The sequence below is a fragment of the Geminicoccus sp. genome, assembly GCF_035556675.1.
Classification (GTDB): Bacteria; Pseudomonadota; Alphaproteobacteria; order Geminicoccales; family Geminicoccaceae; genus Geminicoccus.
In genome coordinates this window covers 1-13,477 of the sequence record NZ_DATMFZ010000143.1, presented here as the reverse complement: position 1 = coordinate 13,477, position 13,477 = coordinate 1, and the positions used below count along the sequence as shown (strand labels likewise).

The following is a 13,477-nucleotide window of genomic DNA, read 5'->3' as shown; positions in this document are numbered from 1 at the left end:
GAGCCCCATGGCGACTGCTGCCCCTGCAATGATGCCGCTGGGAAGCTCCCTGCGCTACGTCAACCACGACATGCCCGGCATCAGCCGCCGTCGCTCCGGCAAGGGGTTCGCCTACCGCGATCCCGAGGGGCAGCCGATCAGGGACAAGGACACGCTCGCCTGGATCCGCTCGCTGGCGATCCCGCCGGCCTGGACAGAGGTGTGGATCGCACCCCTCCGCAATGCGCATCTGCTGGCGGTGGGGCGCGACGACCGGGGACGGATGCAGTACCGCTACCACCCCGAATGGCGGGCAGCGCAGGATGCCACCAAGTTCGAGCGGATGTTGGAGTTCGGCCGGACCCTGCCGGCCATTCGCAGCGCGGTGCAGGCCGACCTCGCGAGGCCAGGGCTGCACAAGCGACGGGTCCTGGCAGTGGTCGTCCAGCTCCTCGAGGTCACCCATGTCCGGGTCGGCAACGAGGAGTACGCGAAGACCAACAAGAGCTACGGCCTGACCACGCTGAAGGACCGCCACCTCAAGATCAACGGCACCACGCTGCGCTTCCGCTTCAAGGGCAAGAGCGGCAAGGAGCACCAGATCACCCTGCGCGACCGCCGGCTGGCGCGCCTGGTCGGGAAGCTGCAGGACCTGCCCGGCCAGCATCTGTTCCAGTACCTGGATGAGGACGGCAGCCGGCAGCCGGTCGATTCCGCCGACGTGAACGCCTATCTGCGCGAGATCTCCGGCAGCAACTTCACGGCCAAGGACTTCCGCACCTGGGCGGCCACTGTGCTGTGCGCCTTCGCGCTCAGTGCCACGGAGGCGTTCGAGACCCAGGCTGCCGCCAAGCGCAACCTCAAGCAGGCGATCGAGCGGGTGGCGCGCCGGCTCGGCCACACGCCCACGATCTGCCGCAAGAGCTACATCCATCCGGGACTGGTCGAGGACTATCTGGCCGGTGAGCTCTTCCAGGTGCTCAAGATCGAGCAGGCAATGGCCGACCTCGAGGAATATGTCAGCCTGGAGCCCTACGAGACGGCCGTGCTCGACTACCTGAGCAGGCGATTGAACCGGGCAATGGAAAACGCCGATCAAGCCTGTGCGGGAACATTGGCCGCCTCCTGAATGTCGTCGACTCCCGGTGACAGTTCTCTTGATGCTGTCCTGCCGGGCCGCTCGCCCGAGATGGCCGTCGCAATTCCGCCCAAGAACGAGGCGCGACATGCCGGCCGCTGCCTTGCCGTGCTGGCGGCGCAGTGGTCCGTGCTGGACCGCTCGGCATGCTCCTTCCGGTGGACAGTTCCTTGTTCGTGCCCAGAAGTGGCCAGACCGGAACATCTGGCTTCCTGTGCCGTTCGCTCCAGTTGAAAGGAGCATAGTGCATGTGGTCATCACCCTGGACCCGATACGGCACAGTACTGGGCTTCTCGCTCGGCGGCTTTTTCGACGGCATCCTCCTGCATCAGATCCTCCAATGGCATCACCTCCTCAGCCTCGTTCCTGGTCTGGCCGATCTGCGGGCGCAGGTGCTGTGGGACGGCTACTTCCATGCCCTGATGTATGTCATCGCCATCATCGGTCTGTGGGGCTTGTGGCGCGCGCGCCGAAGTGCCGAGGGCAGGAGGGGCCGTCCGCTCCTTGGCGCACTGCTCGTGGGCTTCGGCCTGTGGCATGTCGCGGATGCGGCGCTCTCGCACTGGCTGCTGGGGATCCATCGGATCAGGCTCGACAGCGAGAACCCGCTGCTGTGGGACCTGATCTGGTTTGTCGCCTTCGGCCTGGTGCCCCTGGTGGCCGGATGGGCTCTTACTCGTGGCGATGGCGCGGGTCCCGCGAGGTTGACGCACTCGGCCCTGGTGATGCTGCTGCTGACCTTTGCGACCGCTGGAGCGGGTGCCTGGGCGCTGCGTCCTCCTCCCGGCCAGCCTTTCGCTACGGTCGTGTTCCGGCTGGACTACGGTCCCGACCAGATTGTCGCTGCTCTTTCATCACTGAACGCGCGGCTCGTCTGGAGCGATCCGATGATGAGCGTGGTTGTCGTGGATGTGGCGCCCGAGCGCCGATGGAGCCTTTACCGGCATGGAGCCCTGCTGGTCAGTGGCTCAGGTGTCCCAGCAGGCTGCTTTGCATGGAGCACTGTTTGAGGCGGCGGCACCTTGGCGGCGAAGGGCGAAGCTCCGGGTTCACCGTCGGCCGGCTGCGAGATCCTCTGAAGGGCAAAGACTCTCGACGGAACCGCGGAGCATACGTGGAGGCTGGCAGAACCGCTGCCGTTCTGCCTGACTGTGGTCGAGCCAGATCTGCCTGAGCCGTCTGCTCATGCAGAGATGGCGCTGCGCCTCGTGATGAATCTGGCGGCGCATGAGTCCGGGAAGACCGATCGAGCACTCGGCCAGCTCCATCACATCCGGCTTGGCCGCTCTACTGCGAGCCGCACCAGATCGGCATGGGCCACCGTCTGCTCTGGATCGGCCGCATGCTCCATGACAGCGGCAGGCTCGACCGGTCGCCGTGCCGCCTCGCTCGCAAGCACCTCATCCGGCAGTCCGGCCTGTTCGCGCGCGTATGTGCCGGCAGATTCCGGAGCGGCATCGGCCGCTCAGCCGCGGTCATCCAGCGTGAAGCCCAGCTTCAGGGTAACCTGGAAATGCTGCACCTGATCGTTCTCGACATGGCCGCGGGTCTCGACGACTTCGAACCAGCGGATGTGCCGCAGCGTCTTCGCCGCATCCGCGACCGCACCCTTGATCGCGTCCTCGATGCTGCTGGCCGAAGACCCGACGACCTCGATGACGCGATAGGTATGGTCCGACATGCCTGTTTCCTCCTGCCCATTTGGACAGGAATGGAACGGACATTCGGAAGGCAGGGTTCCGCCCGTGGCTCCGGCTCAGGCGGCGTCCTGCTCCTCGCCGTGGATCAGGTTCATGATCCCCTGCGACATCCGCCGGTAGTCCCGGTCGTTCACCAGCGTCCCGGTCAGCCGGTAGCCGTCCATCACCGCGATCCGGTCGGCGAGCGTGATCATCTCGGGCATGTCGGAGGTGATCAGCAGGATGCTGGTGCCGCCATCGGCCAGCGTGCGGATCAGCTCGTGCAGATAGGCCTTGGTCTTGATGTCGATCCCGACCGAGGGCTCGTCGATGATCAGGATGCGCACGCCGGCCGCCAGCCACTTGGCGACCGAGACCTTCTGCTGATTGCCGCCGGACAGGAGCCCGACCTGCTGGGCCAGCGACGGGGTCTTCACCTCCAGCCGCTCGATCGCCGGCAGGACCCGCTCGCGGATCTGCCCGTTCTTCAGGAAGCCCAGGAAGCCCGCCAGCTTGGACCAGACCGCGATGCCGGCATTGTCCAGCACCGAATGGGCCAGCACCAGGCCCTCCTGCTTGCGGTCCTCGCTGACATAGCCCAGGCCGAAGCGGTTCAAGGCCTCGGCCACGCTGCCGATGGCGGCCGGCTGACCGTCGATCGTGACCTTACCGCCGGTGAGCGGGAACAGGCCGATCAGGCATTTCGCGAGTTCGCTGCGCCCGGCACCCACCAGCCCGTACAGGCCCAGGATCTCGCCCCGGTGCAGGGTGAGGTCGATGTCCCGGTGGCCGAGCGAGGTCGACACCTTGTCGAGCTGCAACGCCACCGGCGCCGTCGTCCGGTCGCGCGCTTCCCAGGCGGGAATCTGCTCGGCGCGGCCGATCATGAGGCGCACCAGGTCCTGACGGCCCATGCCCGTCATTGGTTGGCTCTGGCAGGCATTGCGCCCGTCGCGGAGCACGGTGACCGAGTCGCAGATCTGCAGCACCTCCTCCAGCTTGTGGCTGACGAACACTATGGTCACGCCGTCGCGCTTGAGGCGCTGGAGCAGGGTGAACAGGTGCTCGGTCTCGTGCGGGGTGAGCGAGGCGGTGGGCTCGTCCATCAGCAGCACGCGCGAGCGCAAGGACAAGGCCTTGGCGATCTCGACCAGCTGCATCTTGGCCGCGGAGAGACGCATCACCGACGTGGCCGGATCGACGTCCAGCTCCAGGAGGTCCAGCCAGCGCTTGGCCTCGGCCTGCAAGGCCCCCTGATCGACCCGGGAGAGCACGGACGGGCCCAGCCGCTCCAGCATGATGTTCTCGGCCACCGAGAAGCGCGGGATCAGGTTGCGCTCCTGGTGAACCACGCCGATGCCGGCGGCGATCGCGGCATGCGGATCGTCGAACTGCACCGGCTTGCCGTCCAGGAGTAGCTCGCCCTCCTCCAGCCGGTGCACGCCGGTGAGCAGCTTGATCAGCGTCGACTTGCCGGCCCCGTTCTCGCCGAGCAGGGCATGGATCGAGCCCTTGGCGAGCGTCAGGTCGACCTTGTCCAGGGCGCGTACGCCCGGGAAGGATTTGCCGATCGCGCGGGCCTGAAGGACCACCCCGCTCATGACGCCCCCCTAAGCCGGCGCTCGACCCGGACCTCGCGCCAGCGGTTGATGCCGACCGCCCACAGGATCAGAGCGCCCAGCACCACCTGGACCACGAACGGGTCGATGTGGAACAGTACCAACGACTGGGTGATGATCGCGACCACCACCACGCCCAGCGCCGTGCCCGCGACCGAGACATGGCCGCCGGCCAGCACAGCACCGCCGATCACCGGGGCAGCGAAGGACAGGATCAGCCAATCATCGCCGATGGACGGCTGGCCGATCTGCAGCCGCGCCACGACCATCACACCGCCCAATGCCGCGAGCAGGCCGGACAGGCCATGCGCCCAGACGGTGGTCTGGAAGATCGAGATGCCGGACAGTTCCGCGGCATGGGGATTGCCGCCGACCGCCAGGATCTGCCGGCCGATCCTGAGCTTCGCCAGGAGATACCAGATGCCGAGGCCGGCGATGGCGGCCGGCAGCACCAGCCACGGGATCGGGCCCAGCATGTTGGTGTTGCCGAACGCCTTCACCGCGTCCGGCACGCCATAGAAGGGCTGCGCCTCGGTGATGCCGAGGTTCAGTCCCTTGAAGAAGCTCAGGCTGGCCAGCGTGATGATGAAGGCGCTGATGCCGGTCTTCGCCACGATGAAGCCGTTGGCGAGGCCGCCGGCCAGGCCGATCGCCAGCGCTAGGACGAGGGCCAGCGGGGCGGGAACGCCCCAGACCTCCATCATGCCCGCAAAGGCGATCGCGACCAGGCCGCCGATGGCACCCACCGACAGGTTCATCTGGCCGATCGCGATGATGATCATCTGCGCCAGTGCTATCACCAGGTTCACCGCGATCGCGGAAAGGAGGACCTGGATGTTGAAGGCGGACAGGAAGGTCGGCTCGATCGCGCCGATCACCACGACGGCGACGATCACGACCGCCAGCGGCCCGAACCAGTCGGTGTTGGCGGCCTTGCCCAGCATGGTCTGCATCAGACGGCGATCCGGTGGCGGGCGAGCAGGCGGCGCCGCCCGAGGTCGAGAAGCACGGCGGTAAGCAGCAGGAGGCCCAGGAACGCCTGGACCCAGAACTCGCCGACCCGGAGCAGGAGCAGGCCGTTGGTCAGCATGCTGACCAGCATGGCACCCAGGAGAGTGCCGAGCACTGAGACCTTGCCCCCGGTCAGCAGCGTGCCGCCCAGCACCGGGGCCAGGAAAGCCGGCAGGAGCCAGTCCTGGCCCAGATGTCCGGCCATGGATGGGATGGCGGCGCCATGGCGCGCCGTGAGCATGGCACCCGCAAGTGCGGCCAGGACGCCGGAAAGGATGTGGCAGCCGACGATCGTGCGGTCGACCCGGATGCCCGAGACCTCCGCGGCTCTGGGGCTGGCGCCGGCTGCCAGCATCCGGCGGCCGAGCGCGGTGAACCGATAGAGCCAGCCCAGCACCAGCGCGGTCGCGACAGCGACCAGGAACAAGGGCGACAGGAAGCCCATCAGGCGGAGCTTGCCGAACGCGGCAATCGCCGGGGGCAGCTCGCGGAATGCCTCGGCCCGGGTCAGGAACACCATCCCGCCGAAGAAGATACTCATGGTGGCGAGCGTGATGATGAAGCTGTGGACGCCCGAGCGCACGATCGCCTCGCCGTTCACCGCACCGAGTGCTGCACCCACCAGCAGGCAGACCGCCAGGCCGAGCGGCCAGGGCAGGCCGAACGTCTCCATGGCGTAGCCCGCCGCCATCACCGCGCAGACCCCGATGGCACCCACCGCCAGGTTCAGGCCGCCGGACACGATCACCACCATCATCGAGAAGCCGATGAGGATGTCGATCCCCATGGTCCGGCCGAGCGTGAACAGGTTGAAGGGCGAGGCGAAGCCCTTGGTCGCCAGCGAGAACAGCGTGGCGAACACCACGATCAGCACGATCAGGCCGAACTCGTTGCCACCGAGAAAGCCCGCCCGCACGAAGGACGGACTGCCGGCCGGGCGTGGCTGGCCCAAGGGAAGCGAGCTTGCCGGTTGCATCGAGGTCCTGGCTGGAAGTTGTTCAGACGGAATCATCCCGGCGGCCGAAACGGGGCCGCCGGGTGACGGGGATCACTCGCAGCTGAGATACTTGGTCTCGAAGTCGGCCATGATCTCCTTGGTCACTGCCTGCATGGCGCCGACATAGTCGTCCACGCCCGAGGCATCGACGAAGGCGGTGCCGCTGTCGATGAACCGGTCGGTCAGCGCGGTCTTGCCGAATGGGGCGTCCGCCTTGACCGTGCAGCCCGAGCGCAGCTTGTCGATCGCGAACGTGCCGATATAGCCCTGACCGTAGGGGTTCTGCAGCATGGTGCCGTCGACGAATCCGTCCTTGATGGCCTTGAGCACGACCTCGTCATGGTCGATGCCGACCATCTTGATCCGCTTGTCGCCCATCTTGCGCAGCGCATTGGCCGACACGACCGCCGGGATCCAGGCGGTGGTGACGATGCCGTCCACCTCGTTGCCGTGCGCGGCCAGGTAGGCGTTGATCTTCTCCTCGGCCGGCTCCGGCGCGTCGATGTCGGCGATCACCTGGACCACCTCGACCGCGCCATTGGTCTCGGCCGCCGCCTGATTGACCGCGTCGATGCGCAGCTGGGTGTTCGGGTCCACCAGGAAGCCGGCAAAGTGGGCGATCCTGCCCTTGCCGCCCATGCGCTTGATCAGCTCCTGGGTGCCCAGATAGGCCGATTTGCCGGTATCGGTGCCCAGGCAGAACGAGGCGTCGGACGGCTCCTTCAGGCAGCCCGCGGTGGCGATCACCGGCGCACCCTGCTCGACCAGCTCGCTGACCACGCCGTTGCCGCCGACCGGGTCGCCGGGGAACACCAGGAAGCCGTTATAGCCCTGGGTGATCAGGCTCTCGAGCAGCTGGTTCTGCTGGGACAGCTCCCACTTGGGCGGGACGCGGTAGTCGGCGCCAGCTAGGCCAAAATCCTTGGCGGCATCCTTGCCGGCCTGCTCCCAGGCGGCGAAATAGGGATGCGGACCGCCCGGCACCAGCGCCACCATGGTGTCGTCGGCAGCCTGAGCGGCAGCGGTCCCGAGAAGAATGGTGGTGCCCAACATACAAAGGGCGCGGACGGTCTTCGTCACAGCTTGGCTTCCCTGATTACGCTCGTCGGCGCTGCCCCATCGGGTTGCAGCCCTCGGCATGGATGCTAGGATACAAGTGTCCAGCGCGCAAGAACGCGGATGAAGACAGGGAATGGCGACCAGCATCAGCATGACAGCACCCGAATGGGTCGGCCAAGCCGATGGGCCCTGGCTGGAGCTGGCGATCGACCGGCGGCGCAACGTGGCAGACCAGATCTTCCGGGCGCTGCGCGACGCAATCCTGGAACTGCGGTTGCCGCCATGCACCCTCGTGAGCGAGAATATGATCTGCCGCCAGGCTGGCGTTTCCCGCACACCGGTACGCAATGCCGTCGTCCGCTTGGTCGAGGAAGAGCTGCTCGACGTGTTCCCGCAACAGGGCACCTACGTAGCGCCGATCAAGATCGCCAAGGTCCATGACGGCCACTTTATCCGCCGGGCGCTCGAGGTCGCGATCCTGGAGAAGGCGGCTAGTGCCTGGACGGCAGCCGCCTCGGCCGAGGCCCATGCGGTGCTGGCCGAGCACGAGGCGCTGGGCAGCCATGGCGATGTGCAGGACTTCATGCGCTTCGACGTGATGTTCCACCAGTGCTTCGCCCGCGCGGCCGGGACGGAAGGGGTATGGCGGCCGATCCAGCACGCCAAGGCGCATCTGGACCGGCTGCACCGCCTGGGCTTCCCGCAGAACGACCGGATGAAGGCGGTGGCAGCCGAGCACCGGGCCATCCTTGAGGCATTCGAGGCGAAGGACCTCGCGCTGGCCCGCCGGCGGCTCATCGAGCACCTGGACGTCATCATCGAGATGCTGGACGGGCTGCGCCGCCAGCATCCCGGCTATTTCGCCGACTAGGAAGGTTCACCCATGAAACGCTACGGCACCTGCATCCGCCTGCGCCCGGAAGCGGTCGAGGAATACGAGCGCATCCACGCCGAGGTCTGGCCGTCGGTGCTGGGCACCATCGCCGCCTGCAACATCAGGAACTACTCGATCTTCCTGAAGCGGCCGGAGAACATCCTGTTCGCCTATTTCGAGTACCACGGCAGCGACTTCGCCGCCGACATGGCGAAGATGGCGGCCGATCCCGAGACGCAGCGCTGGTGGAAGATCACCGACCCGATGCAGGAGCCCTTCGAGACCCGTAAGGAGGGCGAGTGGTGGGCGCAGATGGACGAGGTGTTTCACACCGACTGAAAAGCCGGGTTCATCCGGCTTCGTCGATGGCCACGGAGCGCTGCCAGGCAGGACGCGCCTGGCAGCGCTCCACATAGGCCGTCAGCGCCGGGCGCGGCTCGATGATCCGGAGGGCGACCATGCCAAAATGCAGGTCGGCGCCGATCATGACGTCCGCAGCGGTGAAGGTCTCGCCGAGCAGCCAGGGTCCATCCGCCACAGCCTGCTCCAGCACGTCGACCACCCGTGCAAAGCTGCCCCAGCCGGCCGCCACCTCGGGCAGCTTCAGGTCGCCGAACTTCTCGATAAAGGCGCCCTCGATGCAGTTGCCGGAGAAGAACAGCCATTTCAGGTACTGGCCGCGCCGCGGGTCGCCCAGAGGCGGTGCCAGCCGGGCCTCGGGAAACCGATCGGCCAGATAGGCCACGATCGCACCGGACTCCGACACCACCGCCTGGCCGTCGACCAGCACCGGCACCTTGCCCATCGGGTTGAGCCGCAGGAAGTCCGGGTCGGTCTGCGGCCCGTTGCGGATGTCGAGGGTCACCCGCTCGTATGGCTGGCCGATCTCCTCCAGCAGCCAGAGGATCCGGATGGAGCGCGTTTTCGGTGCCCAGTAGAGCTGCATCGTCCGACCGTTCTTCAGCCTCTCCCAGGCGATGGTGATGCCTCGACCTAGCCGGCGCTGGCAACACCTCAGGCGACGGTCCTAGTTCATCCGGGAAGGCAGCCAGGTCGCGATGCCCGGGAAGAAGATGATCGCGATCACCAGCAGGATCAGGGACACCACGAACGGCATGGCCGCCAGGCTGCCCTGGACGAGGTTGCAGCGGGCGATGCCGCAGGTGACGAACAGGCTGGCGCCCACCGGCGGCGTCACCAGGCCGATCGCCAGTCCCACCACGGTGACGATGCCGAACTGGATCGGGTCGATCCCGAGCGTCTGGGTGACCGGCCAGAGCACCGGCACCAGGATGATGATGCTGGCGCCCAGGTCCAGGATCATGCCGGCGAACAGGTAGACGCAGAAGATCAGGAGCAGCACCAGGGTCGGGTTGCTGGTCAGGCCCAGGATCAGCTGAGCGGCGCCCTGCGGGATCTGCTCGCGGGTGATGATCAGGCCGTAGAGCGAGGCCGCGGCGATCATCAGCATGACCACGCCGGTGGTGACGCAGGTTTCCAGCACGATGCGCGGCAGGTCGGCCAGGCGGATGGTGCGGTAGACGAACATGCCGACGATCAGCCCGTACAGCACGGCCACCACCGACGCCTCGGTCGGCGTGGCGATGCCGTAGCGGATCGAGCCGATGATCACGAGCGGCATCATCAGGCCCCAGACGCTGGCGCGGGTCGCCCGCAGGAAGCCCCGCACCGAGCCCGGTGGTCCCTTGGGATAGCCGCGCCGGACCGAGATGGCCCAGGCGGTGACCATCAGGAGGATCGCGATCAGAACGCCCGGGATCAGCCCGGCGATGAACAGCTTGCTGACCGAGGTGCCGGTGACCACGCAGAAGATGATCATCGGGATGGAGGGCGGGATCACCACCGAGATGGTCGAGGCGGCGGCGGTGACGGCGGCGCAGAACGCGCCGTCATAGCCCTTCTCCTTCATGGGCGGGATCATGATGCCGCCCGCGGACGAGGCCTCGGCCACCGCCGAGCCGGTCATTCCGCCCATCAGCGTGCCGGCACCGATTCCGGCATGGGCCAGCCCGCCGCGCGCCCAGCCGATCGCGGCATTGGCGAAGTCGATGATGTCGCGCGCGATCCCGCTGCGCGCCATCAGATGGCCGGCCAGCAGGAAGAAGGGCACCGCCAGGAGGATGAAGGAATCGATCGCGGCGGTCATGCGCTGCGCCACCAGCGTCGGCGGGATGCCGCCATAGGTCACGGCCAGGAACGAGGCGATCGCCAGCGCGAACGAGACGGGCACATTGATCAGCAGGAGGACGACGAAGCCCGCCAACAGCACGAGGGTCATGACGGCTGGACCTCTTCGACCGGATCAGGCGGGGGTTGGCGGCCGGTAATCCAGCGGACCAGGACATCGCCGGCGATCATGAACGCCATCACGCTGTAGCCGGCATAGACCCAGACCATCGGCAGGCCGAGCGTGGCCGAGGACTGGCGCATCGTCAGCCGCAGGAGGCCGAAATTGGTGACGAAGGTGTAGAGGCAGAAGGCCAGCACGATCGCCTCGACCAGGCGGGCCGACAGCCGCTCGAGCCGCGGATTGCCCACATAGTGCACCAGGTCCACGGCGATGTGGGCGCGGTGCTTCCAGGCCAGCCAGGCCGACAGGTAGGTGACCCACACGAACAGGTAGCGCGCAGCCTCCTCCGACCAGACCAGCGGGTCGTTGAGCAGGTAGCGCCATGCCACCTGGGCCGCGCACATGACGGTCATCGCGGCGATGCAGAGGATCAGCAGGGCCTCGGTCATCCACTCGACCGCGCCCCAGAGGCGGGTGATCATCGGCGGAGATTGCTTTCGGCGGGCGCGGGCGTCGGGTGCAGGCGTCGGACCGGCCGGGAGACTTCGCTCCCTGGCCCGTCCCCGGGACGATCAGTCCGCGCCAGCCGCCTGGATCTTCTCGATCATGGCGGGATCGATGCCCTCCACGGTGGAGGCGATGTCCTTGGTCATCTCGCGGAACGGCGTGGTGTCGACCTCCTCGACCACCATGCCCTTCTCCGCGATCAGCCCCCGATACTCGGCGTCGAGCTTGGTCGAGGTTTCGCGCGCCACCGTCGTGCATTCGGCCACGGCCTCGCGGATGATCTTCTGCTCGTCCTCGGACAGGGTCTCGAAGATCGGCTTGGAGAACAGCACCGCATGCGGCCCGTAGACGTGGCCGGTGAGGATCAGGTGGCTCTGCACCTCCCAGAGCGAGTTGAGGTAGATGACGGTGATCGGGTTCTCCTGGGCGTCGATGATGCCCTGGCCCAGGCTGGTGAACACCTCGCCCCAGACCATCGGGATCGGTGCCGCGCCCAGCTTCTGGAAGGCGGCGATGTGCACCGGGTTCTGCATGGTGCGCAGCTTCACGCCCTGCAGGTCGGCCGGGGCCTGAACTGCCTTCTTGGCAGTCAGGTGGCGCCAGCCATTCTCCCACCAGGCCAGCCCGACGATGCTCTGGTCGTCGAACTTCGCCAGGAGCTCCTTGCCGACCTCGCCGTCCAGCACCTCGTAGACATGGGCGCTGTCCTTGAAGACGAACGGCAGGTCGAGGACGCCGACCTCCGGGACGAACGCGCTGAGCGGCCCGGTCGAGACCACCGTCATGTCCACCGTGCCGAGCTGCAGGCCCTCCACGGTCTCCCGCTCCTCGCCGAGCTGGCGGTCGGGATAGAGCTCGATCGCGAGCGACCCGCCGCTGCGCTCCTCGGCGAGCTTCTCGAAGCACTGCAGGCCGACATAGCTCGGATGGGCCGGCATCGAGCCGAAGGCGGCGCGAATGGTGGTCTGCGCGCCCGCCACCAGCGGCGACAAGGTTAGCGCGAAGGCGGCAGCAGCCAGAAGCGCCCGCTTCATCTGCTCTTCTCCCTGACGTGACTGCCGGAGACCCGGCTGTTCTTGGCTCGGCCGGGCTGGACGCTGCGGCCTCATGCGATGGTATGACAGGTCTAAAGGATGATGTCGCCTATGGTCAACCTGGCCGGAGGCTGGAGCATCCGGTCAGCCACCGAACTCCAGCGCCATGCGTTCCAGGCGGAAGCTGACGAGCGGGCCGGATCCGTCGAGGAAGCCGAACGGCCCGTCCGCGGCGAACCGCCACTCCGCACGTCCCGGTACGACCCGGCCGGCCACCCGCGCCCGGGTGACCTTCAGGGCGGCACCGAGCATCTGTGCCGTGCGCAGGACCAGTGGCCAGCGACCGGGCAGCCTCAGGCGGGGCACGAAGCGGCAGGCCGCGATCTGCCTGCCGCCATCGGCCAGGCTGGCCTGGAACGCCTTGTCCCGCTCGAATCGGAGGTCGCCCATCTGCTTGGGCATTCCCCACATCATTCTGCCGCCCAGAGCTGCGGCAGGGTCGTCCACCCAGATCCGGATGACGCTCACGGCGAGCCTGCGGCCGACCACCACCGGAACTGCCGCCAGGAACTCATGGTAGGAGAGGGTGCCGCCGGGACCATAGGCAGCCCAGCCGGTAGCCAGGACCGTCCGGCCCCGGCAGGCGACCGGGCGCATGGCCGGCGGCAGGTCCCTCGCCACCGCGCTCACCGGCACGGCCCAGAGCGAGGCATGGACATTGCCCTCGAGATGCCAGGGCTCCGGCGGGAAGCGGGGCTGTTGCTGCTCCTCCGGATCGTCCGGCATCCCGCCGCGGCGTGACCTGCCGGGGTTCACCGCTGCGGATCCTGCCCCGCCAGCTCGCGCAACGCCGCTTCCGCCAAGCGGCCATGGGCATAGGTGGTAGGGTGGACGTGATCCCAAAAGAGGTGCCCTTCGCACCCGGTCGAGCCGCTGCAGGGTGTCACGATGTCGGTGAAGCCGAAGGCGGCCGGGTCGGCCCGGACCTGCTCGGCCATGGCGAAGACATCCAGGCGGTAGAGCCGCAGGGTGCCTGGTGCCGCGGCCACGAGCTCGTGCAGCAACGCATCAGTCCGAGCGTTGAACGCCGCCGTCAGCCGGCGCGCCTGGCCCGCGGCTTCCTCCCCATGGGTTCTGACGGCCGGCGTAATGCCGACATCCGGCAGATTCGGCACCAGGAGGTCGGTCGCACCGGCCGCCACGAGATCGGCGAGGATCGCTTGCAACGCGGCAATGGCGGCATCGACCTGCGAGGATCCGGGCTCGGCC

At 67.4% G+C, this 13,477-nt stretch carries 15 protein-coding genes; 4 read left to right on the top strand and 11 right to left on the bottom strand.

Going from position 1 to position 13,477, the window contains the following annotated elements; all coding sequences use genetic code 11:
* Positions 1–7 precede the first annotated feature (7 nt).
* Together VNS22_RS10910 and VNS22_RS10905 are read left to right on the top strand one after the other, a co-directional pair.
* On the top strand, positions 8–1,108 hold the full coding sequence (locus VNS22_RS10910; protein ID WP_325732291.1) for a DNA topoisomerase IB: 1,101 nt from the start codon (positions 8–10) through the stop codon (positions 1,106–1,108).
* Between the two features lie 257 nt (positions 1,109–1,365).
* On the top strand, positions 1,366–2,127 hold the full coding sequence (locus VNS22_RS10905; protein ID WP_325732289.1) for a DUF2243 domain-containing protein: 762 nt from the start codon (positions 1,366–1,368) through the stop codon (positions 2,125–2,127).
* Between the two features lie 455 nt (positions 2,128–2,582).
* On the opposite strand, the gene VNS22_RS10900 is transcribed toward VNS22_RS10905, so the two are convergent.
* From VNS22_RS10900 to VNS22_RS10880, 5 genes are all read right to left on the bottom strand, one after another.
* Entirely contained in the window at positions 2,583–2,798 is a 216-nt protein-coding gene (locus tag VNS22_RS10900) for a dodecin (protein ID WP_191059505.1), read from the bottom strand.
* Positions 2,799–2,873: 75 nt separating this feature from the next.
* Positions 2,874–4,397: a sugar ABC transporter ATP-binding protein gene (locus VNS22_RS10895; protein WP_325732285.1), complete on the bottom strand. Its 1,524-nt coding sequence runs from the start codon at positions 4,395–4,397 to the stop codon at positions 2,874–2,876.
* Positions 4,394–5,368, bottom strand: coding sequence for an ABC transporter permease (locus VNS22_RS10890; protein ID WP_325732283.1), 975 nt, complete (start codon positions 5,366–5,368; stop codon positions 4,394–4,396). Before VNS22_RS10890 ends, VNS22_RS10895 begins: the two co-directional genes overlap by 4 nt.
* Positions 5,368–6,378, bottom strand: a complete 1,011-nt coding sequence (locus VNS22_RS10885; RefSeq protein WP_325732281.1) for an ABC transporter permease — start codon at positions 6,376–6,378, stop codon at positions 5,368–5,370. The genes VNS22_RS10890 and VNS22_RS10885 overlap by 1 nt, the downstream gene beginning before the upstream one ends.
* Positions 6,379–6,474: 96 nt before the next feature.
* Complete coding sequence (locus tag VNS22_RS10880; RefSeq protein ID WP_325732279.1) at positions 6,475–7,503, bottom strand: sugar ABC transporter substrate-binding protein; 1,029 nt, start codon at positions 7,501–7,503, stop codon at positions 6,475–6,477.
* A gap of 112 nt (positions 7,504–7,615) precedes the next feature.
* Between VNS22_RS10880 and VNS22_RS10875 the strand changes: the two genes are divergently transcribed.
* Together VNS22_RS10875 and VNS22_RS10870 are read left to right on the top strand one after the other, a co-directional pair.
* Entirely contained in the window at positions 7,616–8,353 is a 738-nt protein-coding gene (locus tag VNS22_RS10875) for a GntR family transcriptional regulator (RefSeq protein WP_325732277.1), read from the top strand.
* 12 nt (positions 8,354–8,365) lie between these two features.
* Complete coding sequence (locus VNS22_RS10870) at positions 8,366–8,695, top strand: L-rhamnose mutarotase (protein WP_325732275.1); 330 nt, start codon at positions 8,366–8,368, stop codon at positions 8,693–8,695.
* A 10-nt stretch (positions 8,696–8,705) separates the two neighbouring features.
* Here VNS22_RS10870 and VNS22_RS10865 read toward each other — a convergent pair whose 3' ends face one another.
* The 6 genes from VNS22_RS10865 to VNS22_RS10840 all read right to left on the bottom strand — a co-directional run.
* Positions 8,706–9,302 carry a glutathione S-transferase family protein gene (locus tag VNS22_RS10865; protein ID WP_325732273.1) on the bottom strand — a complete coding sequence of 199 codons (597 nt, stop codon included), beginning with the start codon at positions 9,300–9,302 and terminating at the stop codon, positions 8,706–8,708.
* A gap of 81 nt (positions 9,303–9,383) precedes the next feature.
* The gene (locus VNS22_RS10860; protein ID WP_325732271.1) at positions 9,384–10,655 is read right to left on the bottom strand and encodes a TRAP transporter large permease; all 1,272 of its coding nucleotides are present in this window, start codon (positions 10,653–10,655) and stop codon (positions 9,384–9,386) included.
* Complete coding sequence (locus VNS22_RS10855) at positions 10,652–11,149, bottom strand: TRAP transporter small permease (RefSeq protein WP_325732269.1); 498 nt, start codon at positions 11,147–11,149, stop codon at positions 10,652–10,654. Before VNS22_RS10855 ends, VNS22_RS10860 begins: the two co-directional genes overlap by 4 nt.
* Positions 11,150–11,239: 90 nt before the next feature.
* Positions 11,240–12,208, bottom strand: coding sequence for a DctP family TRAP transporter solute-binding subunit (locus tag VNS22_RS10850; RefSeq protein ID WP_325732267.1), 969 nt, complete (start codon positions 12,206–12,208; stop codon positions 11,240–11,242).
* 144 nt (positions 12,209–12,352) lie between these two features.
* On the bottom strand, positions 12,353–13,024 hold the full coding sequence (locus VNS22_RS10845; protein WP_325732265.1) for an acetoacetate decarboxylase family protein: 672 nt from the start codon (positions 13,022–13,024) through the stop codon (positions 12,353–12,355).
* The coding region (locus tag VNS22_RS10840; RefSeq protein WP_325732264.1) for an SGNH/GDSL hydrolase family protein at positions 13,021–13,477 on the bottom strand (457 nt) is incomplete at its 5' end. The genes VNS22_RS10845 and VNS22_RS10840, both read right to left, overlap by 4 nt.

Excerpts from the sequence above, each read along its gene's own strand:
- VNS22_RS10910 (WP_325732291.1), top strand. The coding sequence starts at position 8 with ATGGCGACTGCTGCCCCTGCAATGATGCCGCTGGGAAGCTCCCTGCGC.
- VNS22_RS10905 (WP_325732289.1), top strand. The coding sequence starts at position 1,366 with ATGTGGTCATCACCCTGGACCCGATACGGCACAGTACTGGGCTTCTCG.
- VNS22_RS10900 (WP_191059505.1), bottom strand. The coding sequence starts at position 2,798 with ATGTCGGACCATACCTATCGCGTCATCGAGGTCGTCGGGTCTTCGGCC.
- VNS22_RS10895 (WP_325732285.1), bottom strand. The coding sequence starts at position 4,397 with ATGAGCGGGGTGGTCCTTCAGGCCCGCGCGATCGGCAAATCCTTCCCG.
- VNS22_RS10890 (WP_325732283.1), bottom strand. The coding sequence starts at position 5,368 with ATGCAGACCATGCTGGGCAAGGCCGCCAACACCGACTGGTTCGGGCCG.
- VNS22_RS10875 (WP_325732277.1), top strand. The coding sequence starts at position 7,616 with ATGGCGACCAGCATCAGCATGACAGCACCCGAATGGGTCGGCCAAGCC.
- VNS22_RS10870 (WP_325732275.1), top strand. The coding sequence starts at position 8,366 with ATGAAACGCTACGGCACCTGCATCCGCCTGCGCCCGGAAGCGGTCGAG.
- VNS22_RS10865 (WP_325732273.1), bottom strand. The coding sequence starts at position 9,302 with ATGCAGCTCTACTGGGCACCGAAAACGCGCTCCATCCGGATCCTCTGG.
- VNS22_RS10860 (WP_325732271.1), bottom strand. The coding sequence starts at position 10,655 with ATGACCCTCGTGCTGTTGGCGGGCTTCGTCGTCCTCCTGCTGATCAAT.
- VNS22_RS10855 (WP_325732269.1), bottom strand. The coding sequence starts at position 11,149 with ATGATCACCCGCCTCTGGGGCGCGGTCGAGTGGATGACCGAGGCCCTG.
- VNS22_RS10850 (WP_325732267.1), bottom strand. The coding sequence starts at position 12,208 with ATGAAGCGGGCGCTTCTGGCTGCTGCCGCCTTCGCGCTAACCTTGTCG.